The 17257-nt window shown below is 35.4% G+C and carries 15 protein-coding genes; 4 read left to right on the top strand and 11 right to left on the bottom strand.

Annotation, left to right across the window (positions count from 1 at the left end):
* Positions 1-430: 430 nt before the first annotated feature.
* Complete coding sequence (locus ACFSTA_RS05460; RefSeq protein ID WP_377555566.1) at positions 431-1498, bottom strand: CAP domain-containing protein; 1068 nt, start codon at positions 1496-1498, stop codon at positions 431-433.
* Between the two features lie 227 nt (positions 1499-1725).
* Between ACFSTA_RS05460 and ACFSTA_RS05455 the strand changes: the two genes are divergently transcribed.
* On the top strand, positions 1726-2091 hold the full coding sequence (locus ACFSTA_RS05455) for a YugN family protein (RefSeq protein WP_377555565.1): 366 nt from the start codon (positions 1726-1728) through the stop codon (positions 2089-2091).
* Between the two features lie 164 nt (positions 2092-2255).
* Positions 2256-3314 carry a sporulation integral membrane protein YtvI gene (gene ytvI, locus ACFSTA_RS05450; RefSeq protein WP_377555564.1) on the top strand — a complete coding sequence of 353 codons (1059 nt, stop codon included), beginning with the start codon at positions 2256-2258 and terminating at the stop codon, positions 3312-3314.
* A gap of 34 nt (positions 3315-3348) precedes the next feature.
* Here ytvI and ACFSTA_RS05445 read toward each other — a convergent pair whose 3' ends face one another.
* From ACFSTA_RS05445 to cyoE, 7 genes are all read right to left on the bottom strand, one after another.
* A complete protein-coding gene (locus tag ACFSTA_RS05445) occupies positions 3349-3804 on the bottom strand; it encodes a DUF420 domain-containing protein (RefSeq protein WP_377555563.1) in 456 nt (151 codons plus the stop codon).
* A 115-nt stretch (positions 3805-3919) separates the two neighbouring features.
* A complete protein-coding gene (ctaG, locus tag ACFSTA_RS05440) occupies positions 3920-4831 on the bottom strand; it encodes a cytochrome c oxidase assembly factor CtaG (RefSeq protein ID WP_377555562.1) in 912 nt (303 codons plus the stop codon).
* 171 nt (positions 4832-5002) lie between these two features.
* Positions 5003-5320 (bottom strand): cytochrome c oxidase subunit IVB, encoded by a 318-nt coding sequence (gene ctaF / locus ACFSTA_RS05435; RefSeq protein ID WP_377555561.1) that lies wholly within the window; start codon positions 5318-5320, stop codon positions 5003-5005.
* A 3-nt stretch (positions 5321-5323) separates the two neighbouring features.
* A complete protein-coding gene (locus ACFSTA_RS05430; protein ID WP_377555560.1) occupies positions 5324-5947 on the bottom strand; it encodes a cytochrome c oxidase subunit 3 in 624 nt (207 codons plus the stop codon).
* Between the two features lies 1 nt (position 5948).
* Complete coding sequence (gene ctaD, locus ACFSTA_RS05425) at positions 5949-7799, bottom strand: cytochrome c oxidase subunit I (RefSeq protein WP_377555559.1); 1851 nt, start codon at positions 7797-7799, stop codon at positions 5949-5951.
* Between the two features lie 43 nt (positions 7800-7842).
* On the bottom strand, positions 7843-8895 hold the full coding sequence (gene coxB, locus ACFSTA_RS05420) for a cytochrome c oxidase subunit II (protein WP_377555558.1): 1053 nt from the start codon (positions 8893-8895) through the stop codon (positions 7843-7845).
* A 45-nt stretch (positions 8896-8940) separates the two neighbouring features.
* Positions 8941-9885: a heme o synthase gene (gene cyoE / locus ACFSTA_RS05415; RefSeq protein WP_377555557.1), complete on the bottom strand. Its 945-nt coding sequence runs from the start codon at positions 9883-9885 to the stop codon at positions 8941-8943.
* 533 nt (positions 9886-10418) lie between these two features.
* Between cyoE and ACFSTA_RS05410 the strand changes: the two genes are divergently transcribed.
* Positions 10419-11378, top strand: a complete 960-nt coding sequence (locus ACFSTA_RS05410) for a COX15/CtaA family protein (RefSeq protein ID WP_377555556.1) — start codon at positions 10419-10421, stop codon at positions 11376-11378.
* A gap of 50 nt (positions 11379-11428) precedes the next feature.
* Here the strand turns inward: ACFSTA_RS05410 and pyc are convergent, their stop codons facing one another.
* From pyc to ACFSTA_RS05395, 3 genes are all read right to left on the bottom strand, one after another.
* On the bottom strand, positions 11429-14872 hold the full coding sequence (gene pyc, locus ACFSTA_RS05405; protein ID WP_377555555.1) for a pyruvate carboxylase: 3444 nt from the start codon (positions 14870-14872) through the stop codon (positions 11429-11431).
* On the bottom strand, positions 14860-16047 hold the full coding sequence (ftsW, locus tag ACFSTA_RS05400) for a putative lipid II flippase FtsW (RefSeq protein ID WP_377555554.1): 1188 nt from the start codon (positions 16045-16047) through the stop codon (positions 14860-14862). The genes pyc and ftsW overlap by 13 nt, the downstream gene beginning before the upstream one ends.
* 186 nt (positions 16048-16233) lie before the next feature.
* On the bottom strand, positions 16234-16515 hold the full coding sequence (locus tag ACFSTA_RS05395) for a YlaN family protein (RefSeq protein WP_090869548.1): 282 nt from the start codon (positions 16513-16515) through the stop codon (positions 16234-16236).
* 247 nt (positions 16516-16762) lie between these two features.
* Here ACFSTA_RS05395 and ACFSTA_RS05390 point away from each other — a divergent pair, with 247 nt between their 5' ends.
* Complete coding sequence (locus tag ACFSTA_RS05390) at positions 16763-17254, top strand: hypothetical protein (protein WP_377555553.1); 492 nt, start codon at positions 16763-16765, stop codon at positions 17252-17254.
* Positions 17255-17257: the final 3 nt, after the last annotated feature.

Raw genomic sequence — 17257 nt, 5'->3', positions numbered from 1 at the left:
GCATTCCTTGTCCTGCGATTACTCGGCCCACCGAAAACACTTGTCCTGCGGGAACAGCACGTGTCCGAAGACCCCGCAGATGCGCCTGCGTCTTCCAGTTACGCTCCGAAGTATATTTCCTCGGCGCAAGGGAACGGAGAAGCATAATCGAGAAGTACCCTGGCTGAGGCCGTGCCCGCGGCAAAGTAGACACTGTAAAAGCGACCTAAAGGAGCTTGAACAGATGTCGCACTTGTGCTGGAAGTGAAAGCGAAGTATTCTGCCAGAGCGGTTGTATAGCAATCCCTTCGAAAGTGTGAAAGAAAGTAAATCCAAGCGAAAGTTATTGCACATTTTACATCAACTATTCATTATGATTCATTACTTGGAAAAAGCAACAATCTTTTAGAAAACAGCCAAACAAAAAAACGCATGTGAAGTATGCGTTTTCTTACGGTTTCGTTAAAAAGTTTTGTGTATAATAGAATCGAAAAACACCGACACCCAAATGAGTATATTTACTACTCAGTAAAGCTTCACGGTGTCCTTCACTATTTAACCATCCTTCTACTGCAGCAGGTGCATCTACATATTGAGCAGCAATGTTCTCTCCAGCAGCAAAATAATAAACATCTTTATCTGCAAGTCGCTCTTTTAAACCCTCTCCATTTAAACCGTAATGGGAGAAATAATTGTTCTCATACATATCCTTACTGTGTAAATAGGCAACTTCATGTACTGTGTCATCCCAACTTAGTAACGATTTTTCATTAGACTGACGAATTACATTAGAAATGTCAAAAATTTGTTTTTCCATCCCACTTTCAATGGTGTGCCACTCTTTTTCACTAAAATCTGGTGATTCTGGAAGGTTTCCCCGATACTGTAAAGCATATGGGCGATGTTGTAATAGTATATCTCCGGACAAAATTCGTATAGAAGAAAGACGATTCGTAAACGTATCAAAATAGCTTTGAATAAATAAATCATCCGTAACCTTGGCTAATGGACGTCTATTTACATCTTCGTCATTTAATTGGAATGTATATGATGAGAGTCCTTTATTATAGGTTACTTCATCCGAAAAGGAAAGAACCTTATCGATTGATTCATAGGTGTCTCCGATTACAAATGGTTCTATCTCCAATTCTGTTCCAGTTGCAAAAATAGTTTTAATTTCATTATCGATTACACCAAATTGCATATACTTCGTTTCCGCATTTGAGTAGACCCACCATTCATAATCATACGCACTCCTATCTTTCCGTTCTGGCTCCCCATACTTTTCTATTAATTCATCGGTTTCCCTACCTATCCAATGAAATAGATCCCCTGCTAGTTTTTGATCAGTACGTATTTTTTCTGGTATCTTTTTAGTAGGTACATCATGTTTCTTCTCATCTAAAACTAGTGTTATATGGTCTATTGCCTCTCTTGGGATCACATTATTCTTATCAAGAAAGAAAAATATTGTTATGGCAATGACTACTAGAGTAATTATACTTCGTAATAAGCGCATCTATAATCTCCTTCTTTCAATTGTTCATATAATTAACTATATGTACTAGATTATAATTACATGCTTACTCGTTATACTAAATTTAAATAATTATAATGTCTAAAATTTGTTTCAATTTCATGAACGCATTATCTAGCCAGTCTGAAAATGTTTTCCTTTTCCGTTGCAAGTTAGAGTATTTCGTACTATTATAGTTTTAGTGATGATAAATTGTGAGGTGTAAAAAGATGAAACTAGAGAATTTAGGAATTGAAGATACCGTTATGGATCTTAAACCCCTTGATCATATTATGGGTAAACACGCTTTTATTCGAGCAGGTCAATGGGATTATGAACGTGTTACATATGATTATAAAATTGGTTCTAAAGAAAAAAATATTACATATTATATCCGAATTCAAGGTTATGCTCTTGAAGGTGATGTAGATCGTGGAAATGCTGTTATAAAATTATTGACACCACTCTTAGGTAAGCATTACTATCCACATGGTGTAGAATATGGTGAAGAAGAAAATTTCCCAGAAAATCTTGTTGAACGTGCTCATAAGCTTGTAGCGAAAGTGAAAGAAGAATTAACTTCTTACGAAAAATAATAGCTACGTATGAACCTTACAATCTGCCAACAGCTATGTATGAGCTGTTGGCTTCTTCATATAGATTTAACAATATAAATCTGTTCAAAACCTTAAATACATGCTATATTTTTCATAGGTAATAGATTTAATTTTAGAGCTTTTGAAAGGAGACCATATGCCTTTTGTTCCTTAAAATTACGAAACGTCAATGGAATTTAATAATTTTAGCAATTGTCTTATTATTAATGCTTTATTTTATTTTACCGATATCACTCCCATTAATAATTGCCCTGATCACCGCACTGGCACTCAATCCAGCTATACGATTGATTCAAGGGAAAATTAAACTTAGTAGAAGCAACTCTGTATTAATCGTATTTCTACTATTTATATTACTAACTGGGTTTGTCGGAACATTTATTGTGACGAAAGCAGTTGGGCAAACCGTCACTTTTGTAGAGACCGTACCTACTTATGTCACACAACTGAAAGAAATATATGCCGATTGGGAAGAAGAACTTAGACAATACACGAAAGATTTGCCACCTGAATTTTTTGAAGATATTTCAAACAGTATTGAAAGTTACATAACTGATTTAAGTGAAATCGTTCGAGATAAAATAACGATTGAAAGAATCTCTTCCGCTTTTGCAGCAATACCAGAGTATTTAATTAGTTTTATTGTGTATTTAATTGCTTTGTTCTTGTTTATGCTAGAATTACCAAAATTAACAGAAAAAACCTATCAACTAATGACAAAGGAAACAGCGGAAAAAGTGTCCTTTATGACAAGTCGTGTTAGAAGTGTAATCGTTGGTTTCTTTAAAGCGCAATTCCTTGTAAGTATCCCGATATTTTTAGTTACATTAATCGGTCTATTTCTCATCGTACCTGATATTGCAATCGTGATGTCGATCATCATTTGGTTAATAGATTTAATCCCTATAATAGGTTCCATCATCATATTAGGGCCATGGGCATTATTTATGTTTTTAGCCGGAGATATCGCGATGGGGATTAAATTATCGTTGTTAGCTATCATCCTACTAGCTATTCGAAGAACGGTAGAGCCAAAAGTGATGGGACACCATATAGGACTATCACCGCTAGCAACCTTAATCGCAATGTTTTTAGGGTTACAACTACTAGGTATTTTCGGATTTATTTTAGGGCCGCTGTCAGTAATTTTATTTAATTCAGCAAGAGAAGCTGGAATAATAAAATGGGATATAAAAATATAAAAACAGTGTGAGAGTTCATTCTCACACTGTTTTTTTATGTTCCTAAAATAGCTTTTATTAAACTCGTAGTTTCTCCACCATCATATAAAACATAGAGCAATAAATATACCATTATTCCAGTTATAGCACTAAAGAACCAAATCACACTAGTAATGGGTCCAACTTTTCTATGTATCGAGATCTTCCTTTTAAATGCCAATACTAATGTAACAATACCGAAAACTGCTCCTGTAGTTGCTAAACAAATGTGAAACACTAAAAAGAGCGTGTAATATATTTTTAGCTCCTCTGGTCCACCGAAACTAGTGTTTCCTACAAATATCGTACGAGAAGCATAGATAATAAAAAACAATAATGCACTTATTGCAGCAGAAATCATAACTTTTTTATGCGCTCTTTTGTTTCCTTTTACGATTAATCGCCAGCCAATTGCTACTAAAATTGCACTTAGCAATATAAAAAATGTACTTATTGTCGGTAATATAGCCATTTACTACAATTCCTTTCAACATTTACTTCAACCATTCCATACTACTAGTTCATAGGGGCGAAAAGCACAATAATTTTTGTATTGTACTTTTCGATAGTGAAAATTTTAATAACTGTTAATGTGACTCTGTTGCATTTGCCACTGGTAGCGGATCGATCTTATGACTTTCGGGATTAAACCAACCATAGAAAACTCGTGCTAAAATTACACCATACGTAATTTCCTGCATGATTTTCATAATAATTCCCCCAAGTTGCTGATCCTCCAATGCGCTCATTGTTGAGAACATTTCTGGGCCAGATATTTCAAATGCAAGACCATTTAAGATATCTGCAGGTACACATAGACTCATCGCTTGTAACCATGCACCACCGGCACTATACGCTTCATAAAGTGGTACATTGGAGAATATAATAAGGACACAAGCAGGCGTAATTAATACACTATTACCGAATATATAAAATATCTTTCCGAGTGGCTTCATCCGATCAAATTCCTTCAAAGGAGAAATTACCGGAAACCATACGATAAAAGCAGCAACTAATAGGATGATCGAAATGGACGTATGTGCAACCAAAGACGATTTAGCAAAATTAAACACTGCTGGTATATGATACAACGAAAATAATGTATTAAATAATAAAATTGATATAAGTGGTAAGGTTAACAATCTCATAACAGGTCTAATCAATGGCTTTAGTAGAACCTTTTCCCACAACCAGGTTGGTATCCCCTTTATGATCAGGATCGGAAATACAATTAAATAAATCGCCATTTGCATCATATGTGCTGTGAGCATAATATGCGTCAATAAATCAACTGGAGATCCTTTCACTGCATAAAGTAATACTAAACCAGTATAAAAGAATACTTGCTGTTTGACACTTACTGATTCCGCCCCAGCATAAAATTTATGACGTAGTGGTCCTGTTACTAGAAAATATAATATCCCTAGTCCAATTACAAATAAAAAGAAATACGGACTCCATAATGCTCGAAATCCAAAAATCTGTAGTTCTAACCACATAAAAATTCACTCCAAGAAAGCTAGTATAGTTTGTAGTATAACGTATTTTCGAACTGAAAAACCTAATAAATGTGACATTTTACGTAAAATCAAACAATGACTGGTAGAATTTACCGAATATACAATGTGAAAAAAGATCAGGAAACATCCTGATCTTTTTCTCATTTAAGCTTACCACCAAATGATTAAGGTAAGAGCTAATACGGTTATGATCGCTGCTCCAATCCCGCCGTAGATCATTAAAGACGGCATTTCATGTCCCTTATCCTTCATATGCATGAAATAATAAAATTGGAATCCGACCTGTACTACTGCTAGTAACAGTAATAAAGGAAGTGCGAAGAATTTATCCATTTCAGTTAATACGACAACGAATGCAATAATTGTAAAAACAATCATTAATGCAAACGTAATTATCTGTTTTACCATTTCGTCTTTATGCTTTTGTTTATGGAACGAATCAATTCCGGTTTTGGTGTCATTTGCCATTGCTTACCCCACCTTCCCCATCAAGTATACAACTGTGAAAATAAATACCCAAACTACATCGATAAAGTGCCAGTATAAACTGAACGTGTTGAATTTAGGCGCGTTGTATAAATTCAAACCTCTTTTAGCATTACGAACCATGATAGCTACTAACCAGCAAAGTCCAAACAATACGTGTCCACCATGGAATCCAACTAACGTGTAGAAAGCTGAACCAAAAGCAGATGAACGGAATGTAAACTCATAATGGTGAATATAGTGATAGAACTCGTAAATTTCTAAAGAAAGAAATCCTAGTCCTAATAATCCCGTAATCGCTAACCATAACTGCATCTTTTTAAAATCATTATTTTTCATATGATACATTGCATATACACTAGTTAATGAACTAGTAAGTAGCAACATTGTCATAATGAAAACTAGTTCTAAGCCAAATAGTTCTTCTGCTGCAGGACCACCAGCTGTTGAATTTTTTAAAGCTAAATAGGTACCGAATAAACTTGCGAAAAGAACTGTCTCTCCTCCAAGAAAGAACCAAAGACCCGTAAATTTATTTTTGCCTTCAAGTGTAGCTTTCTCTGGATTATGTGGCATAGTTTCTGGATTCAAGGAATGATCGTGACTCATATTAGTCAGCCTCCCTTTCTAGTTCTTCTTTCGTAATATGATAGCCATGATCATCTTTAAGTGATCGAACTAACATACTACCTAAACCAATAGCCATTCCTCCGAATAGGAAAATATAAGCTATATTGTAATTTGTTTGATAAATGAAACCAAAACTTGCGATAAAGAATCCGAGAGACATAATGAAAGGAATGATAGATCCATTTGGCATGTGAACATCTCCTAATGGCTCTGCAGGAGTCATTTTTCCTTTACCTTCCATTTTCTCAATCCATAATGGGTCTAAACCACGAACAAGTGGCAATTGTTTAAAGTTATAGTATGGTGGTGGTGAAGAAATCGCCCACTCTAATGTACGACCATCCCAAGGATCAGCAGGTGCTTTTTCACCTTTAGCTGTCGTGTAAATGATGTTTATCAAAAATACTATTACACCGAAAGCCATGAAAAATGCCCCGACTGTACTAATTAAGTTTCCAGTTTCTAACTCTTGGTCTTTTAGGAATACCCAGTAACGACGTGGCATACCCATTAGGCCTAAGAAATGTTGTATAAAGAATGTCAAATGGAATCCAATAAAGAAAGTCCAGAATGTTATCTTACCCATTCCTTCATGTAGGATTTTTCCAAATATCTTCGGCCACCAATAATGTAGACCTGCAAAAATACCAAATACTACACCACCAACAATAACGTAGTGGAAGTGAGCTACAACAAAGTATGTGTCATGATATTGGTAGTCGGCAACAGATGCTGCAACCATTACACCAGTCATCCCACCTAGTGTGAATGTCGGGATAAAACCTAATGCCCATAACATGGCAGAGTTAATCGTAATACTTCCACCCCATAATGTTAATAGCCAGTTAAAGATCTTAATACCTGTTGGTACTGCAATAGCCATCGTTGCAATCGCAAAAATGGAGTTTGCTACCGGCCCCATGCCTACTGTAAACATGTGGTGAGCCCATACCATGAATCCTAAGAAAGCAATTAAAATCGTAGCAAATACCATTGCTGTATAACCAAACAATCGCTTTTTAGAGAAAGTGGAGAAGATATCACTGAATATACCAAATGCCGGCAATACCAGAATATATACCTCCGGATGACCAAATATCCAAAAGATATGTTGCCAAATAATACTATTTCCACCTAATGCAACATCAAAGAACGCTGCGCCAAACATACGGTCAAACATCAAAAGGAAAAGACCAACAGTTAATGCTGGGAATGCAAATAGAATTAGCACACTTATTACAAATGATGTCCATGTAAATAATGGCATACGCATATAAGTCATTCCAGGTGCACGCATGTTAACGATAGTAACTAAAAAGTTAATACCACCCATTAATGTACCCGCACCAGAAAGCTGTAGTCCCATTATGTAATAGTCAACACCATGTCCTGGAGATGTTGTTGATAAAGGTGCATATGCAGTCCAACCTGCATCAGGTGCACCACCTGTAAACCAACTTACATTTAGCATGATTCCACCAAATAAAAACATCCAAAAACCCAATGAATTCAAGAATGGAAATGCTACATCACGAGCACCAATTTGTAACGGCATAATCGCGTTCATTAAGCCTAGCAAAAGTGGCATGGCTGCCAAGAATATCATGGTAGTACCATGCATTGTAATCATTTCATTATATAAACCTGCAGTAATGAAATCATTCTCAGGCTTAATTAATTGTATTCGGATAATCATTGCTTCTAATCCGCCGAGTAAGAAAAACAAACCACCTGCATACAGATATAATTGACCTATTTTTTTATGATCAACTGTTGTTAAGTAGTCCCATAACACGGCGCCGAAGCCTTTATTTTGAGTAGCTATACTCACAAGTTAAACCTCCCTTTTACGTCTTCCATCCCTATTTTATTAATTAGTTACCAGCGCTTTCAGGTGTTATGTCAGAAGGCTGTAACTGTAGTAAATACTCCGCAATCTTATCAGCATCTTCATCTGAAAGTGATGGGTATTTATCTGTCATTTTATTTCCTGGTTTTAATTTTTCAGGGTCTTTAAGCCATTCTACTAAGTTGGCTTTTGTCAGTTCCTCGGTACCAGCAAGGCGTGAACGGTCTCCGATATTCGTTAAATTCGGACCTGTTTGAACTGGTGATGAACCGATTGCATGACATGCCATACAGTTATTCTCTTCAAACAATCCTTGACCTTCTGCTGCTACTGCATCTTCAGGCTCTGCTTCTGGATCTACATTTTGCATATCTGCTATCCATTGCTCATACTCCTCTGGACTTACTACTACAATTTTAAAGTCCATTAATGAATGAGAAGGACCACAGAATTCAGCACATTTCCCCCAGTAAACGCCTTCTTCATACGCTTCAATATACATGGTGTTTTCATTTTCTGGGTTTACGTCCATTTTACCTGATAGTGATGGAACCCATAGTGAATGAATAACATCAGAAGAAAGCATGTTTAAATATACTTTTTCACCAACAGGAATATATAAGTCCTGACTAGTTTGTATTTCTTCTCCTGCATAATCAAAATGCCACCAATACTGATTCCCAGTAACACTTACATTGATTGCATCTTTTGCATCAGTTTCATCAGCTAAATCAAATGTTGCAATAACTGTTGGTATCGCAATGATGATCAATAACAGGATTGGAATCACTGTCCATACAGTTTCTAAAGTATGGTTTCCTTCAACTTGTTTTGGTATGTAATCTTCCTGACCTTTTCTCTTACGAAAACGCACGAGTGCAATCACATAAATTACCATTACTATCGCAAAAACAAATAGCATGATAACGGTTGTTAAAATAATTAAATCCAATGAAGACTCAGCACCATACCCCTTAGGTACTAAAGCTGTTAAATTTTCCTTACCACAGCCAGATAATACTAGTGCTAATGAGCTTAATAGGAATAAAGCTCTAAATTTTCCCATCCAACCTAACATGTATTTATACCTCTCTTTCTACTTCATTCATCCTTATTTTTTATATTAATTAATAGGGAAATCGATAGTTATTATTGCCATCATTACAAATAAAATTGTTAAATAATTTAATGAATAGATAAAAATCATGTTTGCCCATTTCAAATCATCATTTACAAAAAATCCTCTTATCGCTAAAATTAGCCACCCTACATTTAGTAACGAAGCAATCGTTACGAAAATGGTTCCTAATTCCAGCAGGAAAAATGGTAATGGCAGTAAGCAAGCAATATAAATGACAATTTGTCGCTTTGTAAATTCAAATCCATATACAACTGGAAGCATTGGAATATTAGCTGCTTTGTAATCATCTACTTTTTTCATTGCTAATGCAAGAAAATGTGGAGTTTGCCATATAAACATAATGAGAAACAGAACAATTGGCACGATATGAAGACTTGGTTCGATTGCTGTCCAACCAATTAATGGTGGAACTGCACCAGAAAAACTACCTACTACTGTATTAAGTGTATATCTTCTTTTAGACCACATGGTGTATAAGATTACGTAAGCAACCCAGCCAAATAATGCTATGAAGGCAGCTTCCATTGTTGTAAATAACAATAAGATCAATCCAATAACAGTTGATCCAACTCCTAGGCCTAACACTGTCTTTAGTGATAAATTACCTGTCACCGTTGGACGCTTCTTAGTTCGAGTCATCTTCGGATCGATATCTACATCATACCAATTATTGAGAATACAACCACCCGCTATAACAAGTGCAGTCCCAGTTATTGTTAGTATTAATATGTCCCAATTTGCCGTAAACGAGGAATTGGTAAAGTGAAGTGCTAATAGAAAACCAGCAACGGTTGTCATTAAATTTGAATTAACAATACCAACTTTAATGAGAGCTTTTAAGTCTGATAATAATGAAGTTTTATTTTCCTTTGATACAGTTACATTCCCCAACACCTGTGAAGAAGTTGTTGTCTCGGCCTTGTTCATTATGATTATCCCCCCTTCATATTCCTGACTTAAGGAACACATCTAAATAAGCATACTTTTGAGTAGTTATAGAACTATTCGTTATTACTATTCCCTTAAGTATCCTTATTATATTCTTCATTGTATCATGGAACGAATTGAATATTCTATTTTGCTACATGATATTGACTGCCTATCAGATGATATATGACAATTTTGTGAATGTCATATATAAAATAAAATAAAAGGCATCTCAGCCTTCATTTAGCAAAAATATGTAGCTGCCCAAAACATGGACACAGTATTTTGAAGCTTATCAAATATCCCCTACATTATTTCTAGCAGACAATCGAAAACAATGCAAGGTTTTTTTCTATTTTTGAACATGAAAATAGTAATAAAACGTGATAATATGTAAATTATGTGTCAATTGTTTCGTTTTGCTATTATTTTATTGATTTATATAATAGTAAGATATTATTATGGAAGATAGAAATTAAAATGGATTACAAAATTTATTTGCTCATTAAACAACACGAAGTGAGGATTTACTTATGATAAAAATATTAAAATGGCTATCGGTAGTAGCATCTACTGGAATGATATTTATATTAATTGGTGGTGCACTAGTGACCAAAACAGAATCAGGAGCAGGATGTGGAGCTAGTTGGCCATTATGTAATGGAGAATTCATTCCAAAAGATATTACGCCAGAATTAATTATAGAACTTAGTCACAGATTAGTTTCTGGATCAGTTGGATTTATTGTACTATTGCTCTCTTTCCTTTCATGGAAACATATTGGTTATATTCGCGAGGTGAAATTTCTATCGTTTTTATCTTTATTCTTTCTAGTATTACAAGGACTTATTGGTGCAGCGGCAGTTATCTGGGGACAATCTGATTTTGTATTGGCTGCTCACTTTGGCATCTCTCTTATTTCTTTTGCAGCCGTATTCTTACTAATGTTACTTATTTTTGAAATTGATCAAAAATTTGACGCAAATTCTCTTCACATAAAAAAAAGGCATCGAATGGAAATATATGCACTTACAATCTATACCCTTTTAGTAGTATATACTGGTGCATTAGTTCGCCATACAAACGCCAATCTTGTATGTGGTGATTGGCCGTTTTGTACGAATTATACCCCTTTTGCTTTTTCAGATTATAGTCTTGAACAATGGATCCAAATGGGACACCGTTTAGCTGCAGGTATATTATTTATTTGGACAGTGCTACTATTTATTCGAATGGTTAAACAATACCGCCATTCCCGTGTGATGTTATGGGGATGGACGACGGTATTAATATTAATTTCATTACAAGTATTTTTCGGTGCCATGATAATCTTTACTTTACTTAATCTTGGTATTGCATTACTGCACGCACTAGTAATTTCTTGTTATTTTGCTATGTTAAGCTACTTTATCCTTCTTTCCTCAAGAAGCGCCGCGATGGAAAAAAGAAATGAAAACACGAATCATTCAAACGGTTTTACGAAAATAAAATAATATATAACAAGGGCGGAAGAAACATATGAGTTTCTTCCGCCCTTTTTCAATTACTCAAATTCAATTAACAAATCATTGACCGCTATTGCATCCCCATCTTTCACATGTATGGATTTTATTGTTCCAGAATAAGGAGCTTGGACGGTAGTTTCCATCTTCATTGCTTCCGTTATAAGTAAGTGTTCTCCTTTGTTAACTTGTTGTCCTTTTTCTGAAATGACTTTAACAACTGTTCCAGGCATGGTTGCACCAATTTGTTTATCATTGGCTTTGTCTACTTTCGGCTTGGTTTCAACTAAGGATTGTACACTTTCATCTTTAACTACTACTTGACGTGATTGACCGTTCAATTCAAAATAAACAACTCTCGTACCGTCAGAACGTGCTTCTGAAATAGAAACCAACTTAACGATTAACGTCTTTCCTTGTTCAATTTCGACCTCAATAACCTCACCTATATTCATCCCATAGAAAAATGTTGGTGTATCTAATACAGAAACATCACCATATGACTCATAAAAGCGATGATAATCCATAAATACCTTCGGATATAGTGCATAAGCAATCATATCAAAGCTCGTTACTTGACGGTCTAATGTCTTAAATAAAGACTCTTTTAACTGATTAAAATTAATTGGATCCATTAATTCACCAGGACGAACCTTTATAGGCTTTTTACCTTTTAAAATGATCCGTTGTAGTTCCTGTGGAAAACCTTGGTATGGTTGTCCTAATAAACCTTCAGCAAGTTCTACTACGGAATCAGGAAAATTGATCGTTTCTCCCTTTTCATATATATCATCTTCCGTAAGATTATTTTGAACCATAAATAAGGTCATATCCCCCACTACCTTTGATGAAGGAGTAACTTTTACGATATCACCAAACATATCGTTTACGCGACGGAACATTGATTTAACCTCATTCCATCTATCTTCCAGACCAACAGCTTTTGCTTGCTGTCTTAAGTTACTATATTGTCCACCAGGCATTTCGTGTAAATATATTTCAGTATGAGGTGCTTTCATTCCACTCTCAAACGCTTGATAGTAATCCCTTACTCCTTCCCAATAATGTGACAGTTTTTCATAGGAATCTACATTTACTCGTGGTTGACGAGCTGTTCCTTCAAGGGCATGATATAACGTTTGAGCACTAGGCTGAGAAGTTAATCCAGCCATCGGACCACAAGCAACATCAACTGCATCAACTCCAGCTTCAATTGCACGTGCATAAGTATAAATACCATTTCCACTTGTATCATGCGTATGCAGATGAATAGGTAGATCAACTGATTCTTTTAAAGTTGATATGAGTTGATATGCAGCTTCTGGTTTTAGTAAGCCAGCCATATCTTTTATACCTAAAATATGGGCACCTGCCTGCTCTAGCTCTCTCGCAATTTTCTTATAGTATGCCAAATCATACTTTGACCTACTAGCATCCAAGATATTACCTGTATAACAAATAGCAGCTTCTGCAATCTTATTATTTTCCCGTACAGCGTCAATTGCAGGCTTCATACCTTCGACCCAGTTTAAACTATCAAAAATACGGAAAACATCAATGCCGGCTGAAGAACTCTTTTCCACAAATTCATTAATTAAATTATCTGGATAATTTTTATACCCTACTGCATTGCTGGCTCTTAATAACATCTGAAATAGAATATTTGGCATTTTTTTACGTAATTTTAACAAGCGTTCCCATGGATCCTCTTTTAAGAAGCGATATGCAACATCAAAAGTTGCTCCACCCCACATCTCTACTGAAAAAAGATTTGGAAGCAAATTAGAAGTTGGTTCCGCTATTTGAACAAGATCCTTCGTACGGACTCTTGTTGCAAGTAATGACTGATGCGCATCTCGGAAGGTAGTGTCTGTTAATAAAACCTCTTTCTGTTCTTTTAACCAGGTAGCCAAACCTTCTGGCCCACGCTCATCGAGTATTTGCTTTGTACCATGTTGCATACTTTCTAGTTTGTTTACTTTAGGAAGTGCTGGAACAGAAAAGGAAGGTTTTGATTGTTTGGTCATTCCTTCAAACCCATTAATTGTCGTGTGACCAATATAGGTTAACATTTTTGTTCCACGATCTTTTCGTTTTGGAAAAACAAATAATTCTGGAGTTTGGTCAATAAAAGTCGTATTGTACTCCCCATTCATAAATTGCTTATGAAGAATTACATTTTCTAAAAAAGGAATGTTTGTTTTTATGCCTCGAATACGGAATTCTTTTAAGTTCCGCACCATTTTTTGAGCGGATTGCTCAAATGTTAATGCCCATGTAGAAACTTTCACTAATAATGAATCATAGTGAGGTGATATCTCTGCACCTTGAAACCCATTCCCTGCATCCAGACGGACTCCGAATCCCCCACCTGTTCGATAAACCATTATTTTACCAGAATCGGGCATGAAGTTATTAAGAGGGTCTTCGGTAGTTACGCGAGACTGAATCGCATAACCCAATGTTGTAATTTCATGCTGTTGTGGTATACCGATAGAAACATCATGAATATTTTGTCCATCAGCAATTTTAATTTGTGTCTGTGCAATATCTACGCCAGTAATCATTTCTGTGATCGTATGTTCCACTTGAATTCTTGGATTTACTTCAATAAAGAAAAAATCTTCCCCAGTTACTAGAAATTCAACGGTTCCGGCATTAATGTATGCCACATTCTTCATTAAATCAACTGCTGACTGACATATTTTCTCTCGTAGATTTTCATTCAAGGAGACACTTGGTGCTATTTCAACAACCTTTTGGTGCCTCCGTTGAACAGAGCAATCTCGTTCATATAAATGGACAATATTTCCATGCTGATCACCGATTATTTGTACTTCTATATGTTTTGGATTTTCTATTAATTTCTCGACATAAACTTCATCATTGCCAAAAGCTGCTTTTGCCTCTGATTTAGCTCGATCAAAGCTTTCTGCTACATTACTGGCATTCCGTACAATTCGCATGCCTCGTCCACCACCACCTAGTGATGCCTTAATGATAATGGGGTATCCATGCTTTTCACCAAACGCCTCCACTTCTTGGAGGCTATCAACCGGACCATCACTCCCAGGAATAACTGGTAATCCAGCTTGAGTTGCTTGTTGCCTAGCTCTTACTTTATCTCCAAACATATGTAAATGTTCACTCGTAGGACCAATAAAAACAATCCCTTCTTCTTCACAGCGTTTAGCAAATCGAATATTCTCAGATAAAAAGCCATACCCTGGGTGAATAGCGTCTACACCAACTTCTTTGGCAAGTTCAATAATCCCTTCGATATCCAAATAGGCATCAATTGGCTTTTTGCCTTCCCCTATTAAATACGCCTCATCCGCCTTATACCGATGATACGAACTTGAATCCTCTTTTGAATATATAGCAACGGTACGAATATTTAATTCTGTACATGCACGAAAAACACGAATTGCTATTTCTCCACGGTTTGCAACTAATATTTTATTAACTTGATTTAACTTGACCATTTTCTTCCTCCTTTATAATTAGAGACATTTCTAACTGGGGGAGTTTGTGCGGTTACAGGCTTAGGTTCCTGTTCGCTCTTTTTCACATCCTTAGCAATGTTATTTAAAATCCCCATGGAAATCATTAATACTAGTAATGAAGATCCTCCATAGCTTACAAATGGTAGCGTTACCCCTGTAATTGGTAGTAAACCACTAATTGCACCTAAATTAATAAAAGCTTGTATCCCTACCATAAAGGAAATACCAATTGCTAATAGTGCACCAAAGTTATCATTACATTTCCTCGCGATGAATATTCCACGAAGTACAATTGTAGCGAGCATCCCTATTACTAGGAAAACGCCAATAAATCCAAGCTCTTCAGCTATGATTGCCATAATAAAATCAGTATGTGGTCCAAACAAATAGCCTAATTTTTGAACACTTTGTCCTAAACCTTCTCCAGTGATACCTCCACCACCTATAGCTAGGTACGACTGAATCAAATGATAGCCTGCTGAATCCGGAGCATTAAATGGTTGAAATGCTCCTGTAAATCTATTTATCCTTGTCTCCGTTACCATATTTGGTACAGCTATAGCTAGTATAATAAGCCCGATAGATACTAGAAAAAATAAATGCTTTATTCGAATTCCCGAACTAAAAATGACGGAACAAGCAATCAAAAATATAATAGCTGCTGTACCGATATCAGGCTGCATAACAATTAAGCCTAAAATTAGCCCAGTTAAAACTAATGGTGGCAATACAGCTCTATTAAAATCATTTATGTAGGCCTGCTTTTTGGAGTATACAGATGCTAAATACATGATTAATGCTAATTTGGCAAATTCCGCAGGTTGTAGATTTACTGGACCAAACTCAAACCAAGATTTAGCATTGTTTATTTCTTCCCCAATAACCAAAACACTTAACAATAATCCAATAATTATTAATATAATTATTTTAATTAGTTTTTGATAATATTTATATGGTAAAATGCAACAAAATGTAAATCCAATCATCGAAATGAAAAACCATTGGATCTGTCGCATTAAATAATGATTACTTTCATACCCCTCTACAACAGCTTGAACCATACTCGCGCTATAAATCATAACTATTCCAAAGCCAGTCAAAAGTATTGGGATAATCATTAGCGTATAGTCGTAGTCCTTTATTTTCTGCATCATGTTATTTCTCCTCAATTCAATAATAGTAAGCAGAATGATGTGCAATTATTACTAATTTAGCACATTCTTGGAAGAAACATTAGAATTTCAACTCTTTCATCTTCCCCTAACCTAATTAAACAAAAAAACCTTGCCAAATCCTATGCCGGCAAAGTTTTAATTACGTAATCCTCATACATGAATCCATCAAACAGAATTTTGAGCTGCTTCATGTAATATATTAAGCTGCCTCTCTAAATTTTCCAGAAGTGCTTTACCTTCATCTTCGCTGATTAAGTTTAAACGTACAGCAAAATCGATCTCCCTTGAAAGACCAAACATTTGCGTATCCAAAACTTCTTCGTATAAAGGACATTGTGGCATCGTCAAATTTTCAATTTGGACTTCAATAAGCCGTAATATTTTATCAGCATCAGCCTTTAGAAGGGCATAGGCTTTTTCACGATGATCGATCGTTACCTCAGGCATCATATACTCCCCTCCACTTAAAAAACTATACTCGTTACCTTAATTTTATGAAATCAAAGTTTATTTTATTAGTAATTTTAACATACTTTCTTCTATCTATATTATCGCTAGAATCTAGAAAATGCAAATATAAATATTAGGGTAAAGAAATATTACCAGAAAAATGAGTGATAATTTATCGGATCTAGTGAAAAATATAAATTTGTCTGCTATGCTAATAGAAGACATTTTGGAAAGGTGGAAAAAAATGATAGTCCCAATTATTGGCAATGTTACATATTCTATAACGATGGACCCTACGGTTTGGATATTTGATGATCGAAAGATATTACTACATGAAGCATTTTCTTCAAATAAACAACCAATAGATAATAATGAGGATGACATTGAAAAGGCTGCAAAGAGATGGGAAAATGAAGTATTCCATCATAAAATCAATCCTCCTGTAAATAAAAGTATTTCTCGCCTTGAAGGAAAGAAGATTTTGACAGAATCTTACGTTATGCCGATTAAAGATTTCATAAATCATGCGGAGGTTAAACCTGAAGCAAAAGAAGCAAAACTAATTACGAGAGATGGAGATATTATTTTGTCTTTATCTGACCTAATGGACGCATATTTGTTTTTTGCACGCGAAGGAAAACCACTTAAGGAAGATGGGCCAGTTCATCTCATGTATCAAGATGGTTCTAATAAAGACAATCCCATAAAGGGAATTAAAAAAATTGAAGTTTTGTAACTC

This window comes from Ornithinibacillus salinisoli (genome assembly GCF_042684965.1).
Lineage (GTDB): Bacteria > Bacillota > Bacilli > Bacillales > Amphibacillaceae > Ornithinibacillus > Ornithinibacillus salinisoli.
Note: the sequence above shows the minus strand (reverse complement) of the source record. Positions and strands in the feature narration are given on the sequence as shown.

Bases quoted from the DNA above. Each gene is read 5' to 3' on its own strand.
- ACFSTA_RS05460 (WP_377555566.1), bottom strand. From the start codon at position 1,498: ATGCGCTTATTACGAAGTATAATTACTCTAGTAGTCATTGCCATAACA.
- ACFSTA_RS05455 (WP_377555565.1), top strand. From the start codon at position 1,726: ATGAAACTAGAGAATTTAGGAATTGAAGATACCGTTATGGATCTTAAA.
- ACFSTA_RS05445 (WP_377555563.1), bottom strand. From the start codon at position 3,804: ATGGCTATATTACCGACAATAAGTACATTTTTTATATTGCTAAGTGCA.
- ctaG (WP_377555562.1), bottom strand. From the start codon at position 4,831: ATGTGGTTAGAACTACAGATTTTTGGATTTCGAGCATTATGGAGTCCG.
- ctaF (WP_377555561.1), bottom strand. From the start codon at position 5,320: ATGGCAAATGACACCAAAACCGGAATTGATTCGTTCCATAAACAAAAG.
- ACFSTA_RS05430 (WP_377555560.1), bottom strand. From the start codon at position 5,947: ATGAGTCACGATCATTCCTTGAATCCAGAAACTATGCCACATAATCCA.
- coxB (WP_377555558.1), bottom strand. From the start codon at position 8,895: ATGTTAGGTTGGATGGGAAAATTTAGAGCTTTATTCCTATTAAGCTCA.
- cyoE (WP_377555557.1), bottom strand. From the start codon at position 9,885: ATGAACAAGGCCGAGACAACAACTTCTTCACAGGTGTTGGGGAATGTA.
- ACFSTA_RS05410 (WP_377555556.1), top strand. From the start codon at position 10,419: ATGATAAAAATATTAAAATGGCTATCGGTAGTAGCATCTACTGGAATG.
- pyc (WP_377555555.1), bottom strand. From the start codon at position 14,872: ATGGTCAAGTTAAATCAAGTTAATAAAATATTAGTTGCAAACCGTGGA.
- ftsW (WP_377555554.1), bottom strand. From the start codon at position 16,047: ATGATGCAGAAAATAAAGGACTACGACTATACGCTAATGATTATCCCA.
- ACFSTA_RS05395 (WP_090869548.1), bottom strand. From the start codon at position 16,515: ATGCCTGAGGTAACGATCGATCATCGTGAAAAAGCCTATGCCCTTCTA.
- ACFSTA_RS05390 (WP_377555553.1), top strand. From the start codon at position 16,763: ATGATAGTCCCAATTATTGGCAATGTTACATATTCTATAACGATGGAC.